Raw genomic sequence first — 17,616 nt, 5'->3', positions numbered from 1 at the left:
AGCCCGCTCCCACAGGGTTTTCTGCTTACCGACAGGTATCAGGCTTGCAGCTTGAGCCCAGGGGAGCAGGATCAGCTTGATTCGCGCTGACCACAATCTCCGGATCACCGACAGACCTGTGGGAGCGAGCTTGCCCGCGATGGCGGTATGTCAGACACATCAATGTTGAATGTGCTGCCGCTATCGCGGGCAAGCTTGCTCTCACAGGGTTTTTTGCTTACCGACAGGTATCAGGCTTGCAGCTTGAGCCCAGGGGAGCAGGATCAGCTTGATTCGCGCTGACCACAATCTCCGGATCACCGATAGACCTGTGGGAGAGAGCTTGCTCGCGATGGCGGTATGTCAGACACATGGATGTTGAATGTATGGCCGCAATCGCGAGCAAGCTCGCTCCCACAGGAATATGCGTATACCAACGGGTATCAGGCTTGCAGCCTGAGGCCGGGCGCCTGTAACGGGTCCTCCGTCAACTCCCGAATGAACAACCCCAGCAACTCCGACTGGCTGCCAATCCCCAGCTTGGCGTAGATGTTCTTGCGGTGAATCTTCACCGTGCCGGGGCTGATGTTCAGTTGTTCGGCCACCGAGGCGCTGGAGTGGCCGCGTAGCAATAGCTGGACAATCTCCTGCTCGCGCCCGGTGAGGATGTGTGCGCCGAATTGGTCGAAGGCTTCGCGGATCTTGAAGTCCAGGTCTTGCGCCGGTCGCGGTTGTTGGGCCTGGCGCAAGCGCCAGGCTTCATTGATGACTTGCTCGACCACCGCTTGCGCGCACTCGACGAGCTGCATTTCGTCCCGGCTGAAGGCGCAACTGGCACTGGAGCGCATCAGCGACAACACCGCCATGGCGCCACCACCGAGGTCGACGAAAAACGCCACTTCCTCGGCCAGCCCCGTTTGCTGGTAATAGGTCAGGAAGTATTCGCCAAGGTAGAAATGGTCGGGGGCGAACTGGCGCAGACGCCACAGTCCCGGTGCCTGGCCACGGGTGCAGGCCAGGTAGAACGGATCGAGCAGGTATGGCCCGCACTGGTAGTCGTCGACGTACACCGCGCGCTTGTCCGCCGAAAACGTATCGAACAACGCCAGTGGCCGGTGATTGCCTTCGTAGACAAACAACACGAAATGATCGACCGGGCAGATTTGTCGAAGCCAGTGGCTCAACCCCGACAGCCGCGCATGCCCGGCAGGCAGGTTGAGCAGGTGGGCGACTCCGGTGGTCCAGAGTTTCAGTTCCTTGGGGCGCATGGCGGCTACAGGCAGAAGAGGATGGCCATTGGATGCACAAAGTACGCCATGGCGGGTGGCCCCGTGTGGAGCGGGGTGGCGGACGGCAAGGCGTTTGAAAGACGCACCGCATTGGGGCCGGGTGTTACCGAGTGCTACAGGGTTGGTAGCAGAAATGATCAGGAGCACAGGTGGCTTTCCCTGAGCTCAACCCTCGCCCCCGGAAAACCTGCGCGCCAGTTGTCGCTGTTCAAATGCCTCGCTGACGAAGTCGATGAACGCCCGGGTCCTGGCCGGCATGAGGGCGCGTGTGGCGAAGTACATGGAAATGGTGCCGGCATCGGCGTACCAGTCCGGCACCAGGCGCAGCAGATCGCCGCGTTCGATCCAGCCTTGCACATCCGCCACGGCGAGAAACCCTACGCCAAGCCCCAGCAATACCGCCTCGCGCACGGCAACGGGATCGTTGAGGATGATGCTTTCCCTGACTTGCGCGGGCACTTCCACGCCGGCCTTGTTGCGCATGCTCCAATAACGTACCCGACCGGTCTGGGGGGATCGCATCAAGATGCCTTCAAGGTCTTCGAGTGCGTCCGGGGTCGCGGGTACAGGACGGCCCCGCAGGTAATCCGGTGAAGCGACAGCGATGACGTGAGCAGGGGCCAACGGTCGTGAAATGACGCCTTGAGCCAGCTCAAAGCCAGCGCCGATGGCCACGTCATAACCATCGGCGATCAGGTCTACCTGGCGGTTCTCGAAATGCCATTCCGGGCGAATCAACGGATAACGGGCCAGAAACGCCGGCAGCAGGGGCAGCACGTGGCTGATGCCAAAGGTTGGCGCCATGCTCACCTTCAGTTGCCCGCAAGGTTCGCCCTGATCGGTCGCCACTGAACTGATCGCGTGTTGCAAAGCGTCGAGGTTGCCGCCGATGGACTCCAGGAAGTGCTCGCCGGCTTCGGTCAATGTCAGCTTGCGGGTCGAGCGATGGAACAACCGGACGCCAAGGTTGCGTTCAAGCATCGCCACATTGCGGCTGACAGCGGCAGGCGTCAGGGCGAGATGACGGGCAGCGGCTGAAAAGCTGCCGGCCTGCGCGCTACGGACAAAAGACTCCAGATTGGCCAGGGTTTCCATCGCTCACCTGATACGAATACTTGAAAGTGATTTAAGTCATTGCACTCTAATCATTAAGTATTGGCGCGGCCATGATGATTTCACCTTAACCCGAGAGTGAATCCAACATGACCACCCAAACCCCCCCGCTTGCAGGAAAAGTTGCCCTGGTTACCGGCGGCTCGCGTTCGATCGGCGCGGCCATTGCCAGGCGCCTGGCCGCCGACGGTGCGCAGGTGGCACTGACCTACAGCGCCTCGCCGGACAAGGCCCGGGAAGTGGTGCAGGCCATTGCCAGCGAAGGCGGCCGCGCTATTGCGATTGCGGCGGATGCCGGTGAACCGCAAGCGATGCGTGCGGCGGTTGCGCAAACCGTCGACACCTTTGGGCGCATCGACATTCTGGTCAACAATGCCGGCCTGGCCCTCGGCGGCCCGATCGAAGACATCGAGTTCGAAACCTACCAGCGCATGATCGCGGTCAACGTCACCGGCGTGTTCGTGGCCACCCAGGAAGCCGTGCGCCAGATGAAGGACGGCGGCCGCGTCATCCATATCGGTTCGTCGATGACCCGTTATGCCGCATTCCCCACTGCCTCTCTGTACACCCTGACCAAAGGCGCGATCACCGGTTTCAACCGCAGCCTGGTGCGTGACCTGGGACCAAAAGGCATCACGGTCAACACCGTGCATCCGGGCCCGACCGATACCGACATGAACCCGGATGGCGGCGCGGTCAGCGATTTCGTCAAGCCCGGCATCGCTGTTGGCCGCTACGGCCAGCCCCACGAAATTGCCAGCCTCGTGGCCTTCCTCGCCGGCCCCCAAGCGGCCTTTATCACCGGCGCTGACATCGTCGCGGACGGCGGTTTCACGGCTTGATCCATTTCTTTCATTGAACGAGGAATTTTCACCATGACCACTATCGGTGTGATCGGCGCGGGGGCTATAGTCAGTGCATTTGCCCGGGCAGCGGCAAGCAAGGGGATCAGCGTCATCCTTTCCAACAGCCGTGGCCCGGCGTCGCTGGTTGAGCGGGTCAGGGAACTGGGGCCGCTGGTCAAGGCCGGCACCCGGGAGGAGGCCGCCGCACAGCCGATCGTGCTGGTCGCGGTGAACTGGTCGAAGTTGCCGGCAGCACTGGCAGGGCTGCCGGACTTCGCCGGGCGGATCGTGATCGATGCCAACAACCCGATCGAAGCGCCGCTGTTCAAGGGTGTCGATCTGCATGGCCGGACTTCCAGCGCGGTGTTCTCCGAGCTGGTACCCGGTGCCCGGGTGGTCAAGGCATTCAATCACCTGCAACCGCAGCTGATTAGCGCCGACCCGGGGAGGGAAGGCGGGCGCCGCGTGCTGTTTTTCTCCGGCGATGACCCGCAAGCCAGGGAGACGGTCGGTGGCTTGATCAACCGCCTGGGCTTCTTCGGCATCGACCTGGGGATGCTCGACGTCGGCGCCCGGCTGGTGCAGTTTCCTGGCGGACCTTTGCCGGCACTCAATCTGGTCAGGTTTGTCTGACCAGATTCAGGCGTGCCTTCCACGGTCGAACCGCCATCAGCGCTCAGCTGCCGTCAGTGGTTGAGTTGTGCTGCACGATCTGGATGAGATTGCCGCAGGTGTCGTCCAGTACCGCGAGGGTGACCGGTCCCATCACCGTCGGTGGGCGGGTGAACTGAACCCCGGCGGCGCTGAGCCGGGCGTACTCGGCCTGCACGTCCTCGACGCCGAAAAACGTGCAGGGAATGCCGTCCTGCTTGATCGCGCTCTGGAAGATTTTTGCCGCGCCGTGGGCATTGGGCTCCAGCAGCAGCTCGACGCCATCGGGATCGCCAGGCGAGGTCAGCGTCAGCCAGCGATGTTCGCCCATGGGAATGTCATGCTTGAGTTCAAAGCCGAGGATATCCCGGTAGAACGCCAGTGCCTTGGCCTGATCATCGACGAGTACGCTGGTGACTACGATTTTCATGGGGTGTTCCTCCTGATGGCCATTCACGCTCCCGAGGGGCGTTTGCTGGTAGACGGCAACAGTATGGTCAGAATTCCCAGCAGCGGCAGGAACGAACACAGCGTGTACACGTACTCGATGCCATGGATATCGGCCAGGTGCCCGAGCAGCGCAGCACCGATCCCGCCGAAACCGAACATCAGGCCGAAGAACACCCCGGCGATCATGCCGACGTTGCCGGGCACCAGTTCCTGGGCGAAGACTACGATGGCCGAGAATGCGGAGGCGAGGATGAAGCCGATGATCATGCTCAACACGCCCGTCCAGAACAGGTCGACGTAGGGCAGGGCGAGGGTGAACGGCGCTGCGCCGAGGATCGAGAACCAGATCACCTGCTTGCGGCCGATCCGGTCGCCGATCGGGCCGCCAAAGAAGGTGCCCGCCGCGACGGCACCGAGGAACAGGAACAGGTACAGCTGCGAACTGGCCACCGACAGGTCGAATTTCTCGATCAGGTAGAAGGTGAAGTAACTGGTGAAGCTGGCCATGTAGAAGTATTTGGAAAACACCAACAGCGCCAACACGATCAGAGCGAAGGTCACCCGCCGTTTCGAAAGGCCGTGGGTGGCCTGGCTGCCTTGCTTGAGCTTGAACAGGTTCAGGTGATTGCGATACCAGCGGCTCAGGCCGTACAGCACGAGGATGGCGAACACCGCGAACAGGCCGAACCAGGCGACGTTGCCCTGGCCATAGGGAATGATGATCGCGGCGGCCAGCAAGGGGCCGAAGGCGCTGCCGGCGTTGCCGCCGACCTGAAAGGTCGACTGTGCCAGGCCGTAGCGACCGCCCGAGGCCAGGCGCGCCACCCGCGAGGTCTCCGGGTGAAAGGTCGACGAGCCAACCCCCACCAGCGCCGAGGCCACGAGAATCGCCGGGAAGCTGCCGACTATCGACAGCATCAGGATACCGATCAGGGTGCAGACCATGCCGGCCGGCAGCAGCCACGGTTTTGGATGACGGTCGGTGTAGAAGCCGATCCAGGGTTGCAGCAATGAGGCGGTGAGTTGGAAGGTCAGGGTGATCAGGCCGACCTGGGTGAAGCTCAGGCCATAGCTGGCCTTGAGCATCGGATAGATCGACGGCAGCACGGCCTGGATCAGGTCGTTGATCAGGTGCGCCAACGCACAGGCGCCGATGACGCGCATGACCAGGGGGCTGGCCTGGCTGGCGACCGAGACGGCGGGTGAGGGCGAGCTGAGGGTGGTGGTCGACATGGGCGGGTTTCCGGATAAAAAACGCGAGCCGCGAACGCAAGGCGCAGCCAATTACAGGGTTCGGCGTTATCCTATGGCCCATAAGGTCGCCCGTCTCGCGCAACTCGGGCGCCGACCATCGCAAAAAGGGCGTCATGATCAAGCCATTGCAGACATTTCTTGCGGAGATCGACCAGGGCGGCTGGAGCGTTCGCAGCAGTGCGACCGACTACCCGGAAAACTGGTTTATCGCACCGCATTCCCATGAAAAGCATCAACTGATCTATGCCATCGAAGGCGTGATGGTGGTGCACGCCGCCACCAGCCAATGGACAGTGCCGCCGAGCCGTGGCATCTGGATGCCGAGTGGGGAAGTGCACTCGATTCGCTGCGTGGGGCCGATCAAGATGCGCAGCGTGTTTGTGCATCCCGATGCGAGCCCGGACCTGCCCGGCGAAACCCGCGCGGTGAGTGTGTCCGCATTGCTCAGTGAGCTGATCAAGGTCTCGGTGGATTTCGATTTCAATTGCGATCCGGACTCGCGGGAAGCCCGGGTGCTGCGGCTGATCCTGGATGAACTGACGATCCTGCCGACCTTGCCATTGAACCTGCCGCAGCCCACCGATCAACGGATCAACCAGATCTGCAGCGCATTGCAGCAAGACCCAGGCGACGGCTCGACCTTGTCGGACTGGAGCGAGCGATTGAGCCTCGACGCCAAAACCATCCAGCGCCGCTTCCGCAAGGAAACCGGCATGACCTTCGGCCAATGGCGCCAGCAAGCGCGACTGTTGCTGGCGCTGGAACGCATCGCCGTCGGGGAGAAGATCATCGACATCGCCGGGGAGCTGGGGTACGACAGCCCGAGCGCGTTCACCACCATGTTCAAGAAGCAGTTCGGCAAGACGCCGAGTGATTTTTTCAGGTGAGGCGGCCGCCCGTGGGACGGCCGCTTGACGCCTGAATCCGTTCAGGATCCTTGCGGTGTTTCACCCCGCGCCAGTCGGGCATTGATGTCTTCGATGACCGCCGGCAGATCGACGATGGTGTCGATCAGGTAGTGCGGGCGGGAGCCTTCGAACATCTTGACAATGCGGGCCCGCTCACTGTCCAGCCTGTCGGAAGGCAGGGCCTTGTATTGCTCGTAGGTCAAGCCCAGGGCATTGCCCGAGCAGGTCAGCGCGACCGTCCACATCCCGGCGGCCCGGCCTTCGAGAATGCCGGGCCAGGTGTCGTCGACCTTGACGCAGGCGGCGACGTCGCTGATCCCCAGGGCAATCACGTTGGCCAGGGCCTGGGCCGGGTAGGGGCGGCCGTTCGGCACCTCGTCGGTGGCCACCACATGGTCCGCCACGTAGCCATTGTGCCGCGCCAGTTCGACCACCTTTTCCATGACCACGGCCGGGTAACCGGAGCAGGAACCGATTTTCAGGCCCTTGTCGCGCAAGGCATCGATGGTGTTCAGGGCGCCGGGAATCAGGGCCGAGTGCAGGGCGATTTTCTCGATCTGCAGCGGCATGAAGCGTTCGTACAGTGCGGTGACATCGTCATCGGTCGGCAGGCGGTCAAACACGGCACGGTAGCGCTCGGCGATCTGCGGCTGATTGCACAGGGTGCGGATGTGATCCCACTTGCCCATGCCCATCGGGCCCCGAGCTTCTGCCAGTGAAACGGCAACGCCGAACTCGGCAAAGGCCTCGACGAAAATCTGCGTGGGGGCGAAGGAGCCGAAATCGACAACGGTGCCGGCCCAGTCCAGGACCACGGCTTGCAGTTGGGTCGGTTGTTGGTAGTTCATGGTGTTTCTCCATTTTTTGTTGTGGGCAGGCCGTCCCTCCTGTCGCCAGGAAGTAGGCCTGTGGATTGCTCAAGGGTGAGACGAAATCAGGTGGCCGGCGTTGGGCTCGAGTCGAACAGCTCCGCGATCATCGGCCGGTTTCGGCGAATGCCCAGGCAGCACAGGTGGTAGTCGATGGAAAACGGGTGATTGACGAAGGTGATCGGTTTGGTGCCGGGCGTTTCGGCGTACTCGACGGCCGAGACGAAACCGATACCGATGCCCTTGGCGATGGCATGGACGATGGCCTCGCGGCTGTTCAACTGCATGACGCAATTGAGGGCGACGCCCAGGCGCTTGCAGCTTTCCTCTACCAATTGGCGAGTGCGGGAGCTTTTTTCCCGCAGCACCCATTTCTCTTCGCTGATCTGCTCGACATGGACTTCTTTCTGTCGGGCCCAGGGATGGTCCTCGCGCACCACCGCAATGATCGGGTAGCGCCGGTAAAGCTGCGTGTCAAAACGCTGGTCGAATTCGGACAGGGCCAGGATCGCCACATCGATATCGAAGTTGAACAGGCGATCCAGGGTCTCTTTTTCCGGAGAAAACGAGGTTTCCAGTTCGATGTCCGGGTGTCGCTGCATCAGTTCATAGGTCAGGTTCATCGCAATGGGCGGGGACACCGCGCCCAGGCGCAGCATGCCGGTCTTGCGTTGCTTGAAACTCTGCAGCAGTTGCACGGCTTCATCCTCCTGGCCGAACAGGCCCTGGGTGATTGCATAGAGTTGGTGCCCGGCGGCACTCATTTCGATAAAGCGGCCGCGGCGATGGAACAGCTCCACGGAAAACTTCTTCTCCAGGGCATTGACCTGCTCACTGACCGTGGGCTGGCCGACGCTCAAATACTCGGCGGCGAGGGTGAAGCTGCCGGTCTTGGCCACCGCATGAAATGAACGTAGCCACTTGTGGTACTGGTACATAGACGATCCTGTTCAGAAGCCGCGCCTTCGATTCAACCTGCCGTGCCCGGCAATCAACGCCTGATGAACAACGCGACAATCGCACTGCACAGGCAGGCGCTGGTGACCACGATGAAGATCAGCGAGGTGTTGCCGGTACTGTCGAGCATACTGCCGATCAGCGGTTCCGCCAGGCCGGCGAACAGATAGGACGAGAAGTTCATCACGCCGGTCGCCGTGCCGGCACGCTTGGCGCCCACCAGGTCCGGGCACAGTGCCCAGAAGCTGGAAGCGGGGCCGTACACGAAGAAACCGCAGAGGAACAACGCCACAAGGCCGGTCGCGCTGTGGGGGGCAAGGGTCCACATCCACAGACTGGTGGCCGCACCGAGGAACATGTAGAGCATGATCGCCAGGTAGCGCTTGGAGCCGAACAGCTTGTCCGAGATCCAGCCGTTGCTCAGCGCGCCGATGGCCATGCCGACCGGAAGGGCCACGGTGATCCATTTCGGATCGATCATGCTGTCGCCGCTTTTCCAGTTTGCGCCCAGAAAGTGCACCGGCACCCAGACGATCAAACCGTAGCGGGCAGCGTTCTGGAAGCCCAGGGACACGGCGGCGATGATCAGGCGAAAGTTCTTCAGTACCGCTTTGTAGCGTTGCGCCGATGTTTCGGTTTCACCGTGCGCCACCTCATGGTTTTTGTCCTCGGCGTTGGCCACGCCTGTGTCGGCCAGCGGTTCGAATCCCAGGTCTTGTGGGCGCTCGCGGGCCACCAGGTAGAAGATGATGCCGCCCGCCAGCATGAGCAATACGGGCAGGCGGAAGATCCAGCGCCATTCCAGATGCATCACTTCCAGCACGACGATCGAGGTCACGTAGGAAAGAACGGAAGCGCAACCGGCCGCGAACACGTAGAAGCCGTAGACCTTGCCGCGTTCACCTGCGCTCCACCAGTTGGAGATCAGCCGGCTGCCCGGTGCCCAGCCCAATGCCTGGAAGTAGCCATTGATGCCCCAAGGCAAAATCAACGCGGCAAAGTTGCTGGCGAAGCTCGTCACCCAGTTAGCGCCGCACGACAGTACCGCGCCCAGGGTCATGATGCGTCGGCCACCGAATTTGTCGGCGAGGTTGCCGTTGATGGCCTGGCCAATCGCGTAGGCCCAGAGCATGGCGGCCGATACCCAGCCAAGGTGCTCTTTGGTAAAGCCGAACTCGGCCTGGATACCGGGAATGGCGAAACCGAACGTTTGTCGCCCGGTATAGAAAAACAGATAGCAAAACATGGCCGCCAGCAGCATGCGCCACTGGGCGACGCGAAACGATGCGCTGTGTACGGCGAGACCTGGCATGGTTTGGGCACGATTCATGATCTTTTCCTTATTCTTGTTCGTTCCCTGCGAGTTGCGTCGCAGGGTGCACTCTTTTTCAGGTGCGGCAGGAAATCGTCGCGGCTCGTAACGCCGCTGGCAGTCTAGTGTCTTGGGGGCTGTCGAGCCCTAGGCCGCTCGTGAGCCGATGAAGTTCTTGCCGCGCGCGCCTTGCAGGGCGAAGTCGATCATGGCTTGTGCCTCTTCGGCCGTTACGCCGTAGTCGGCGAACTCGGTTTTCACATCCAGGCTGTGCAGGAAGGCGCGCAAACGGGCCTGGGCTTTATCCAGGTCTGGCCCGAAAACCCGTTGCAGGGTCTTGTCGCGCGTTGCGTCGTGGCCCCAGGCAAGGCCCAGTACCAGTGGCAGGGTGAAGGAGCAGGCGATGCCGTGGGGCAAGCCGTAGTGCAAGGTCATCTCATAGGAAATGGAGTGGGCCAGCGCGGTCTTGGTGTTGGAGAACGCCATGCCGGCCTTGAGTGCGGCGAGGGCCATCCGTGAGCGCAGTTCCTGGCTGGACAGGTCACGCCGCAGCAAGGGCAGGCATTCGAGGATGTCTTCGATGGCGGAGATGGCGAAGGTGTCGGAAAGCGGGTTGGCGTTGATGTTCCAGATCGATTCCAGTGCGTGGGACAAGGCATCCAGGCCTGTGGATACGGTGACGCTGGCCGGCACCGTGAGCATCAATTGCGGGTCGATGATCGCGACCTTTGGCCAGGTACAGTCCAGGTGCAGGGAATACTTCTTGTGGTTGGCCGCGTCCCAGATCGTGGCCCAGGGCGTGACTTCACTGCCGGTGCCTGCCGTGGTCGGGGCTGCGATCAGCTGTTTGCTGCGTACCGGAACGAAGGGTTTGCCGCTTGCCAGCAAGGCGAGCAACTCATCGAAGCGGCCTGACTCGGTGCCGACAATCAACGCTTTAGCCGTGTCGATGGCACTGCCACCTCCGACGGCAATCACCGCATGGCAATCGCCGGCTTCCTGCCAGAAGCGTTCATAGGTCGCGCGCAGTTGCGTGACATCGGGATTGGGCTGGACATCTTCGATCACGTAGACCAGACGTTCACCCAGCAGCGCCTGGAGGCGATCCACCAGCCCCAGGTCACGGGCTTCGGGAAAGGTCACGACGGCAACGTTCTGGTGTTCGGTGATGGCGGCCAGCTCTTGCAGGCTGCCCCAGCCGAAACGGGTATCCACTGGGTTGTGAAATCGGGCGGTCATGGCGGGTCCTTGGTTTTTGTTGTTGGAAGTGACGCCATGCTCGCGGTCCACGGACTGCTGCACAAATCGATAATTCGCAGGTTTGAATCGGCTGGGCCGATAACGGCCTCACAATGCAAAACACCGGCACTGGGCCGGTGTTCTGTTCAGCTAATAGTTTGAACACCGCACCTCCTGTGGGAGCGAGCTTGCTCGCGATTGCAGTCGTACATTCAACATCTATGTATCAGGCACAACGCTATCGCGAGCAAGCTCGCTCCCACAGGGTTTGTGTGTTGAGAACTTCAGACAAACAGGCGCAACAGTATCGTCGCCAGAATCACCGTCGAAGCCCCGCCGATGCGCGTGGAAATCTGCGCGAACGGCATCAGCGACATGCGGTTGGAAGCCGAGAGGATCGCCACGTCTCCGGTGCCGCCCAGGCCGCTGTGACAGCAGGTCACGATGGCCGATTCGATGGGGTACATCTTCATCAGGTTGCCAATGAAAAAGCCGGCCACGGTCATCGACACCACCACCGAGACGCACACCAGCACATAGCCGACCGAGAACACTTTCACCACGCTGTCCAGCGGTACGTAGAGCATGCCCAGGCCGATCATCACCGGCCAGATGAAGGCCGACGACACCAGCTTGTAAAAGGTGTTGGCGCCTTTCTCGAGTTTCTCCGGCAGCACCCGAAGGTACTTAAACAGCACCGCCACGAGGATCATCATCACCGGGCCGGGAATGCCCACGACTTTTTCCAGCAGGCCGCCAAGGACGAAGAATGCGCAGATCACCAGGACCCCTGCACCCATGACACGGAAGTCGACAAGGGAGCCGGTGTCTTCCTTGACCTTGAATTTATCGTTCTCGTCCTTGGCGCGGATCAGCGAACCTTCGCCATTGATGTTCGGGCGTTTGAGTGCCAGGCGCGCGAGAAAGCCGGCACAGATGATCGCCGCGATGTTGCCGACCACGGCGGCCGGCGCCAGTTGCGCCACGTAGATATCCGGGGTGCCGCCGAGGATCGACGAGTAGGCCAGCGACAGGGGCAGAATCCCTTCGCCGATCCCGCCGCCAATGATCGGCACGATGATGAAAAAGAACGTGTGGTGAAAACTGTAGCCCACCAGTTTGCCGACCAGCAACCCGCTGGCAACGGCGGCCAGGGTGCCGACGAGCAGGGGAATGAACATCCGCAGCATGCCCTGGACCAGGATGAAACGACTCATCCCCAGAATGCTGCCGACCACCAGGCTGGCGATCACGAAGTACAGGAAGTTGGCTTCCTTCATGAGCATTTTGGTGGCGTCGATCGTCGCCGGCCCGAAGAAGCCGTAGAACACCAGGATCGACGGCAGCATCAGGCACAGGATGGCGCCGCCGCCGATTTCCTTGAGGATCGGCAGGCGCGAGCCCAGCTGGCCGAAGAACACGCCCATGGTCATGATCACGGCGAGCCCGCCGATCATGTTCTTGGGCAGGAAGCCCAGATGGGCCGAGAGATAAACGATGACCGCGATGCCGAGAAAGATCGGCAGCGGGATGACGCCGATTTCGTAGGCGCAGAGGCTGCGCAGGCGTTGCACGAAACCGCCGTCGGGGGCGTTAAGGGTTTGCTCGTAGGGCTTGTTCATGTCGCGCATTCCTCATGTTGTTTTTATCGAGGATTCAGAAACCACGGTTAGCCGGGGATGGATTGCCACTCGGTAGATCGATGCTATCCTTCGCGAATAACGCGATAAACAGCAAAAGTATGAGGCGTATGAACACGAATCGTGATCAATTTCCCTTGCCTGAAGACCTCAAGGTGTTCCTCACCGTCGTGCGCAAAAACGGCTTCGCCAGCGCCGCCGAGGAGCTGGGGTATTCGCCGGCCTACATCAGCAAACGCATTTCCGTGCTGGAAACCACGCTCTCGACCCGCCTGCTGCACCGCACGACAAGACGCATCGCGCTGACCGACGACGGCGAGCGGGTGCGGGTGTGGGCGGAGAAGTTGCTGGGTGACTTCGATGATTTCGTCGGCGAAATATCCGAGGCGCGGCAACAACCCATGGGCTCGTTGCACATCTGCAGCAGCTTCGGTTTTGGCCGCAACCATGTGGCGCCGGCCATCTGCGAGCTGTCGCAGACCTATCCGAAGCTCGAATTGCGCCTGGACGTGTTCGACCGCGTGGTCGATATCGTCGGTGAGGGGTTCGATCTGGAGATTCGCGTGGGGGATGACCTGCCGGGCCAGCACCTGGGGCGCAAACTGGTGAGCAACCGGCGGGTGCTGTGTGCGACGCCCGAGTACCTGGAACGGCGCGGTGTGCCGCAGTCGCTGGTTGACCTCAAAGACCACGATTGCCTGGTGCTCAAGGAGCGCAACAACGCGTTCGGCGTGTGGAACCTGACGAAGGACGGGCAGGAAGAATCGGTGCGTGTCAGCGGGCCGTTATCCTCGAACAACGGCGAGATCGTGTTGCAGTGGGCCTTGAGTGGCGGCGGGATCCTGTTGCGCTCAATGTGGGATGTGAAGCCGATGCTGGAGCAGGGGCGACTGGTGCAGGTGCTGCACGATTACACCCAGAGCGCCAACGTGTGGGCGGTATACCCGACACGGCTGAGCCAGTCGGCCAAGCTGCGGGTTTGTGTCGAGTTTCTCGAGGAATATTTTCGTCATCTGTCTCTGTAGGAGCGAGCTTGCTCCGGGCGGCGATCCGACGATGGATTCAAGAGCGCCGCGTTTAGCCGGTAAACACGCGTTATCGTTAACGATCATCGCGAGCAGGCTCGCTCCCACAGGAATCTGCTCGGCCCGTTGCAACGTGGTGCCAATGGCATCGAGCCCCAGCAGCCTTTTTTTTACATCTACCACACCCCCCTTGTAGGAGCTGCCGCAGGCTGCGATCTTTTGATCTTGATTTGGGCCCGTCAAAAGCCAAAAGATCGCAGCCTGCGGCAGCTCCTACAAGGAAGGTCAGCTTGCTCGCGATGGATTCAAGAGCGCCGCGTTTAGCCGGTAAGCACGCGTTATCGTTAACGACCATCGCGAGCAGGCTCGCTCCTACAGGATCCTTATCAGACCAGCCAGGGATTTTCCGCCAGGTGCCGGGCTTCGAACTGGCGTATCTGTTCCGCCCGTTGCAACGTGGTGCCAATGGCATCCAGCCCCAGCAGCAACGATTGCTTGCGCAGTTCATCGATCTCGAACGGGATCACGTTGCCGTCCGCCAGTTCGATGGTTTGTTCCGGCAGGTTGACGCTGATTCGAGCCGTTGCCGGGTTGCTGGTCAACGCGGCAATCTGCTTGAGTTGACCCTCGGTCAGCTGAATCGCCAACACCCCATTGCGCTGGCAGTTGTCGTAGAAAATGCCGGCGAAGCTGGTGCCGATCAGTGCGCGGATGCCCACTTGCTTCAGCCCCCAGACCGCATGTTCGCGGCTCGAACCACAGCCGAAATTGGCACCCACTACCAGAAACGCAGACTCGCTCCAGGCTGGTTGGTTGAGGATGAACCCCGGATCGGGTTCGCCGGACTCAAGGAACCTCAAGTCAAAGAACAGACCCTTGTCCAGGCCCTTGCGATCAATCCCTTTGAGGAACTGCTTGGGCATGATCACGTCGGTGTCGATGTTGGCGGCCAGAAGCGGGGCGGCGCTGCCGCTGACGATAGCGAAAGGTTGCATGGTTCAAGCCTCCAGCGCGAAGGTGCGCACGTCGGTCAAGTGCCCGGTAATCGCTGCGGCGGCGACCATGGCCGGGCTCATCAAATGGGTGCGCGCACCGGCGCCTTGCCGGCCTTCGAAGTTGCGGTTGGTGCTCGATGCACAACGATCACCGGGGGCGAGCACGTCGTCATTCATGGCCAGGCACATCGAGCAACCCGACTGGCGCCATTCAAAACCGGCGTCGAGGAAGATCTGCGCCAGCCCTTCGTCTTCGGCCTGGTCACGCACCAGGGTCGAACCGGGAACAATCATGGCCCGGACATGGGCCGCCACCCGTTTGCCGCGCACGACGCGGGCGACGTCGCGCAGGTCCTCGATGCGCGCATTGGTACACGAGCCGATGAACGCGTGGCTGATCACCACGTCGCTGAGCGGCATGCCCGGCTCCAGGCCCATGTAGTTCAAGGCGCGTTGCATGCCCTGGCGCAGGATCAGGTCCGGCTGCGCGGCCGGGTCCGGCACATGCCCGCCCACCGGTGCGGCCTGATCGGGGCTGGTGCCCCAGGTGACCATGGGTTCGAGCGCCGCGACATCCAGAGTGACTTCGCGATCGAACACCGCCCCATCGTCGCTGTGCAGACCACGCCATGTTGCGACGGCCTGTTCCCACAGCTGGCCCTGGGGTGCACGGGGCTTGTGTTGCAGGTAGGCGAAGACCTTGTCATCCGGGGCCATGAACGCGCCTCGGGCGCCGGCCTCGACGGCCATGTTGCAGATGGTCATGCGTGCTTCGACGCTGAGATCGCTGATCGCCGGGCCGGCGAACTCAATGGCGTAACCGGTGGCGCCCGAAGCGCCGATTTTCTCGATCAGGGCCATGATGATGTCCTTGGACGTCACGCCAGGCCCGAGCAGGCCATTGACCGTCACGCGCATCGTCTTCAGGCACTTGTAGACCAGGGTTTGCGAGGCCAGCAGGTGTTCGATTTCCGAGGTGCCGATGCCGAAACCGAAGGCACCCAGGGCGCCGTAGGTGGTGGTGTGGCTGTCGCCGGCGGCAACGACCATGCCAGGCAGGATAAAGCCTTGTTCGGGGGCCACGACGTGCTCGATGCCCTGGCGCTTGTCCAGCACATCGAACAGTTCGATGCCGAAGTCGCGGCAGTTTTCTTCGAAGTAGGACACCTGGCGGGCACCGCCGGCGTCCGGCATGGCGGCAACGCGTGTCGGCGCCGTGGGATTGACGTGGTCGACCACCGCCAGCGTCGCGCTGGGCCGCCAGGCTTTGCGACCTGCGTCGCGCATGCCGCTGAAGGCTTGCGGGCTGGTGTATTCGTTGGCGACCTGGCGGTCGATGTACAGCAGCACGTGGCCCTGATCGTCGAGGGCGCAGACGGTGTGACTGTCGATATGTTTCTGGTAGAGCGTTCTGGGGTTGTGCATGGTGTGGGCTCTTGTTGTCATGCGAGATCACGGAAACGTACCCACAGCATATTCGTCGCGATTCCTGCATCAAGCGTCATTAAGTGAAGGCATTGAACACGTTATGTGAATGATTGATGGCTGCCCGGGGTAAAGAAATCACCTGGAACACTGGGGGAAATGCCGTAATCGATGGGGTTCGTCTCAATACCCCGTCCACAGGGGCTGCCTTAGGCTGTGGGCTTTTGGCAATCAAGTCGGCGGAGTCGTTATGCGTTTATTTGAACTGATCACTTTTACCGTGCGGGTGCGCACGGTGGCCGATGCACTGGCACGTATCGAGAATGAGTTGGCGAAGCCGGAAGTCGGCGGGGTGTTGATGGGTTGCTGGGCTTCGGAGATCGGCCCGTTGAACCAGATCGCCGTGCTGCGTGGCTATGCCGACGAGCACTCAAGGCAGGCAGAGCGCGAGCGCTTCCTGCTGGGGGGCGGGGCGTTTGGCGTCAACGAGTTCATCACCGACCTGCGCATCGAAAACTACACGCTGTTTCCCTTCCTCGAACCCTTGAGTGCCGGCCAGCACGGTCCCTTCTATGAGTTGCGCGTCTACGACCTGGTCAGCAGCGGCTTGCAGCCGACACTCGACGGCTGGAGCAACGCCATTGAAGCGCGGACCGCCGAGCAGTATTCGCCGGTGTACGCGGCGTTTTACGCCACCGACGGCGCGCTGCCGCGCTATCTGCACATCTGGCCGTGGGCCAGCCTTGAGCAGCGCTTGCAGGTGCGCACCCAGGCGGTCGCCGACGGCGTCTGGCCGCCGGAAAACTCCGGCCCGCAACTGCGCGACATGCGCTCGACGATCTACCTGCCGGCGAAGTTTTCGCCCTTGCAATGACGACGGCTCGGCTCATGCGCAGTCGAGCGCTGCGGATTAGCGACGCGCCGGGAATGGCCCTGTAAACTGGCGGCGCAAAAGGCGCTCGCCTTACCCATTCAAGCAAGAGAACTTCCAATGGCAAACCACGACCTGACCTTTACACCTGACCTCGATGCCGACTCGATTTCCTCCGACGTCGTCGGCTTCGGCGGTGTGCTGGTCTCCACCCAGATCCCCACCCGTGCCGACGGCAGTCTGGAGCTGGGCGACATCACCCTGCAAAGCGAATGCACCCTGCAAGCGCTGAAGGTTGCACTGGAACGTGCCGGCAGCTCCATGGACCGCGTGATGCACCTGACCATCTACCTCACCGACATGGCCGACCGCGCCGCGTTCAACGAGGTCTACAAGCGCTACTTCGCCAAGCCGTGGCCGGTGCGCGCCGCTGTCGGGGTTGCCTCGTTGGCGGTGGAAGGCATGCGCGTGGAAGTGACCGCAATGGCGGCCAAAGCCTGATCGCTGCGATGCGCACAAAACCCCTTGTGGGAGCGAGCCTGCTCGCGAAGGCGGAGTGTCAGCTTGCACAAGTGTTGACTGACCCAGCGCTTTCGCGGGCAAGCCCGCTCCCACAGTTGAATGTTGTTGTGCACAAATTCTGAGTACGACATGAAATCCCCTGTGGGAGCGGGCTTGCCCGCGATGGCGGCGTGTCAGTCGACATCAATTTTGGCTGTCACACCGCTTTCGCGAGCAGGCTCGCTCCCACAGGGGATGTTGGGCGTGGGCTAGATTTTTGGTCTACGCCGATC

17 protein-coding genes are annotated in these 17,616 nt (G+C 61.6%); 6 read left to right on the top strand and 11 right to left on the bottom strand.

All coding sequences use genetic code 11. The annotated features are described in order from the left end of the window. Positions 1 to 422: 422 nt before the first annotated feature. The gene (locus tag KW841_RS06315; RefSeq protein WP_218474532.1) at positions 423 to 1,247 is read right to left on the bottom strand and encodes a response regulator transcription factor; all 825 of its coding nucleotides are present in this window, start codon (positions 1,245 to 1,247) and stop codon (positions 423 to 425) included. A gap of 186 nt (positions 1,248 to 1,433) precedes the next feature. Next, entirely contained in the window at positions 1,434 to 2,363 is a 930-nt protein-coding gene (locus tag KW841_RS06310) for a LysR family transcriptional regulator (protein WP_218474530.1), read from the bottom strand. A gap of 107 nt (positions 2,364 to 2,470) precedes the next feature. Between KW841_RS06310 and KW841_RS06305 the strand changes: the two genes are divergently transcribed. Beyond that, positions 2,471 to 3,223, top strand: a complete 753-nt coding sequence (locus tag KW841_RS06305) for a 3-oxoacyl-ACP reductase family protein (RefSeq protein WP_218474528.1) — start codon at positions 2,471 to 2,473, stop codon at positions 3,221 to 3,223. 33 nt (positions 3,224 to 3,256) lie between these two features. After that, entirely contained in the window at positions 3,257 to 3,859 is a 603-nt protein-coding gene (locus tag KW841_RS06300) for an NADPH-dependent F420 reductase (RefSeq protein ID WP_218474526.1), read from the top strand. A gap of 43 nt (positions 3,860 to 3,902) precedes the next feature. On the opposite strand, the gene KW841_RS06295 is transcribed toward KW841_RS06300, so the two are convergent. Together KW841_RS06295 and KW841_RS06290 are read right to left on the bottom strand one after the other, a co-directional pair. Further along, positions 3,903 to 4,307 carry a VOC family protein gene (locus KW841_RS06295; protein ID WP_218474524.1) on the bottom strand — a complete coding sequence of 135 codons (405 nt, stop codon included), beginning with the start codon at positions 4,305 to 4,307 and terminating at the stop codon, positions 3,903 to 3,905. Positions 4,308 to 4,330: 23 nt separating this feature from the next. Continuing rightward, on the bottom strand, positions 4,331 to 5,560 hold the full coding sequence (locus KW841_RS06290; RefSeq protein ID WP_218474522.1) for an MFS transporter: 1,230 nt from the start codon (positions 5,558 to 5,560) through the stop codon (positions 4,331 to 4,333). A gap of 134 nt (positions 5,561 to 5,694) precedes the next feature. On the opposite strand from KW841_RS06290, the gene KW841_RS06285 reads away from it, so the two are divergent. Then, the gene (locus KW841_RS06285; RefSeq protein ID WP_218474520.1) at positions 5,695 to 6,468 is read left to right on the top strand and encodes a helix-turn-helix domain-containing protein; all 774 of its coding nucleotides are present in this window, start codon (positions 5,695 to 5,697) and stop codon (positions 6,466 to 6,468) included. A 41-nt stretch (positions 6,469 to 6,509) separates the two neighbouring features. On the opposite strand, the gene phnX is transcribed toward KW841_RS06285, so the two are convergent. The 5 genes from phnX to KW841_RS06260 all read right to left on the bottom strand — a co-directional run bounded on the left by phnX (position 6,510) and on the right by KW841_RS06260 (position 12,488). After that, positions 6,510 to 7,337, bottom strand: a complete 828-nt coding sequence (phnX, locus tag KW841_RS06280) for a phosphonoacetaldehyde hydrolase (protein WP_218474518.1) — start codon at positions 7,335 to 7,337, stop codon at positions 6,510 to 6,512. Positions 7,338 to 7,423: 86 nt separating this feature from the next. After that, positions 7,424 to 8,296, bottom strand: coding sequence for a LysR substrate-binding domain-containing protein (locus KW841_RS06275; protein WP_007980564.1), 873 nt, complete (start codon positions 8,294 to 8,296; stop codon positions 7,424 to 7,426). Positions 8,297 to 8,349: 53 nt separating this feature from the next. After that, entirely contained in the window at positions 8,350 to 9,645 is a 1,296-nt protein-coding gene (locus tag KW841_RS06270) for an MFS transporter (protein WP_116582770.1), read from the bottom strand. 129 nt (positions 9,646 to 9,774) lie between these two features. Next, positions 9,775 to 10,866, bottom strand: a complete 1,092-nt coding sequence (psrA, locus tag KW841_RS06265) for an iron-containing alcohol dehydrogenase PsrA (protein WP_218474516.1) — start codon at positions 10,864 to 10,866, stop codon at positions 9,775 to 9,777. A 284-nt stretch (positions 10,867 to 11,150) separates the two neighbouring features. Continuing rightward, a complete protein-coding gene (locus tag KW841_RS06260; RefSeq protein WP_218474515.1) occupies positions 11,151 to 12,488 on the bottom strand; it encodes a 2-hydroxycarboxylate transporter family protein in 1,338 nt (445 codons plus the stop codon). A gap of 128 nt (positions 12,489 to 12,616) precedes the next feature. On the opposite strand from KW841_RS06260, the gene KW841_RS06255 reads away from it, so the two are divergent. Beyond that, positions 12,617 to 13,531 carry a LysR substrate-binding domain-containing protein gene (locus tag KW841_RS06255; RefSeq protein WP_218474513.1) on the top strand — a complete coding sequence of 305 codons (915 nt, stop codon included), beginning with the start codon at positions 12,617 to 12,619 and terminating at the stop codon, positions 13,529 to 13,531. Positions 13,532 to 13,917: 386 nt separating this feature from the next. On the opposite strand, the gene leuD is transcribed toward KW841_RS06255, so the two are convergent. Continuing rightward, complete coding sequence (gene leuD / locus KW841_RS06250; protein ID WP_218474511.1) at positions 13,918 to 14,526, bottom strand: 3-isopropylmalate dehydratase small subunit; 609 nt, start codon at positions 14,524 to 14,526, stop codon at positions 13,918 to 13,920. Positions 14,527 to 14,529: 3 nt separating this feature from the next. Further along, complete coding sequence (leuC, locus tag KW841_RS06245; protein ID WP_218474509.1) at positions 14,530 to 15,951, bottom strand: 3-isopropylmalate dehydratase large subunit; 1,422 nt, start codon at positions 15,949 to 15,951, stop codon at positions 14,530 to 14,532. A 250-nt stretch (positions 15,952 to 16,201) separates the two neighbouring features. Here leuC and KW841_RS06240 point away from each other — a divergent pair, with 250 nt between their 5' ends. Next, entirely contained in the window at positions 16,202 to 16,825 is a 624-nt protein-coding gene (locus KW841_RS06240; protein WP_218474506.1) for an NIPSNAP family protein, read from the top strand. Positions 16,826 to 16,942: 117 nt separating this feature from the next. Then, a complete protein-coding gene (locus tag KW841_RS06235; RefSeq protein WP_007980523.1) occupies positions 16,943 to 17,323 on the top strand; it encodes a RidA family protein in 381 nt (126 codons plus the stop codon). The last annotated feature ends 293 nt before the right edge of the window (positions 17,324 to 17,616 follow it).

The sequence above is a fragment of the Pseudomonas sp. PDM28 genome, assembly GCF_019219115.1.
GTDB classification, from domain to species: domain Bacteria; phylum Pseudomonadota; class Gammaproteobacteria; order Pseudomonadales; family Pseudomonadaceae; genus Aquipseudomonas; species Aquipseudomonas laurylsulfatiphila.
The sequence above is the reverse complement of the archived record's forward strand: the minus strand, read 5'-3'. Positions and strand labels throughout refer to the sequence as shown.

Excerpts from the sequence above, each read along its gene's own strand:
- leuD (WP_218474511.1), bottom strand. The coding sequence starts at position 14,526 with ATGCAACCTTTCGCTATCGTCAGCGGCAGCGCCGCCCCGCTTCTGGCC.
- KW841_RS06295 (WP_218474524.1), bottom strand. The coding sequence starts at position 4,307 with ATGAAAATCGTAGTCACCAGCGTACTCGTCGATGATCAGGCCAAGGCA.
- KW841_RS06290 (WP_218474522.1), bottom strand. The coding sequence starts at position 5,560 with ATGTCGACCACCACCCTCAGCTCGCCCTCACCCGCCGTCTCGGTCGCC.
- KW841_RS06235 (WP_007980523.1), top strand. The coding sequence starts at position 16,943 with ATGGCAAACCACGACCTGACCTTTACACCTGACCTCGATGCCGACTCG.
- KW841_RS06275 (WP_007980564.1), bottom strand. The coding sequence starts at position 8,296 with ATGTACCAGTACCACAAGTGGCTACGTTCATTTCATGCGGTGGCCAAG.
- KW841_RS06240 (WP_218474506.1), top strand. The coding sequence starts at position 16,202 with ATGCGTTTATTTGAACTGATCACTTTTACCGTGCGGGTGCGCACGGTG.
- phnX (WP_218474518.1), bottom strand. The coding sequence starts at position 7,337 with ATGAACTACCAACAACCGACCCAACTGCAAGCCGTGGTCCTGGACTGG.
- psrA (WP_218474516.1), bottom strand. The coding sequence starts at position 10,866 with ATGACCGCCCGATTTCACAACCCAGTGGATACCCGTTTCGGCTGGGGC.
- KW841_RS06255 (WP_218474513.1), top strand. The coding sequence starts at position 12,617 with ATGAACACGAATCGTGATCAATTTCCCTTGCCTGAAGACCTCAAGGTG.
- KW841_RS06270 (WP_116582770.1), bottom strand. The coding sequence starts at position 9,645 with ATGAATCGTGCCCAAACCATGCCAGGTCTCGCCGTACACAGCGCATCG.
- KW841_RS06310 (WP_218474530.1), bottom strand. The coding sequence starts at position 2,363 with ATGGAAACCCTGGCCAATCTGGAGTCTTTTGTCCGTAGCGCGCAGGCC.
- KW841_RS06315 (WP_218474532.1), bottom strand. The coding sequence starts at position 1,247 with ATGCGCCCCAAGGAACTGAAACTCTGGACCACCGGAGTCGCCCACCTG.
- leuC (WP_218474509.1), bottom strand. The coding sequence starts at position 15,951 with ATGCACAACCCCAGAACGCTCTACCAGAAACATATCGACAGTCACACC.
- KW841_RS06305 (WP_218474528.1), top strand. The coding sequence starts at position 2,471 with ATGACCACCCAAACCCCCCCGCTTGCAGGAAAAGTTGCCCTGGTTACC.
- KW841_RS06300 (WP_218474526.1), top strand. The coding sequence starts at position 3,257 with ATGACCACTATCGGTGTGATCGGCGCGGGGGCTATAGTCAGTGCATTT.
- KW841_RS06260 (WP_218474515.1), bottom strand. The coding sequence starts at position 12,488 with ATGAACAAGCCCTACGAGCAAACCCTTAACGCCCCCGACGGCGGTTTC.
- KW841_RS06285 (WP_218474520.1), top strand. The coding sequence starts at position 5,695 with ATGATCAAGCCATTGCAGACATTTCTTGCGGAGATCGACCAGGGCGGC.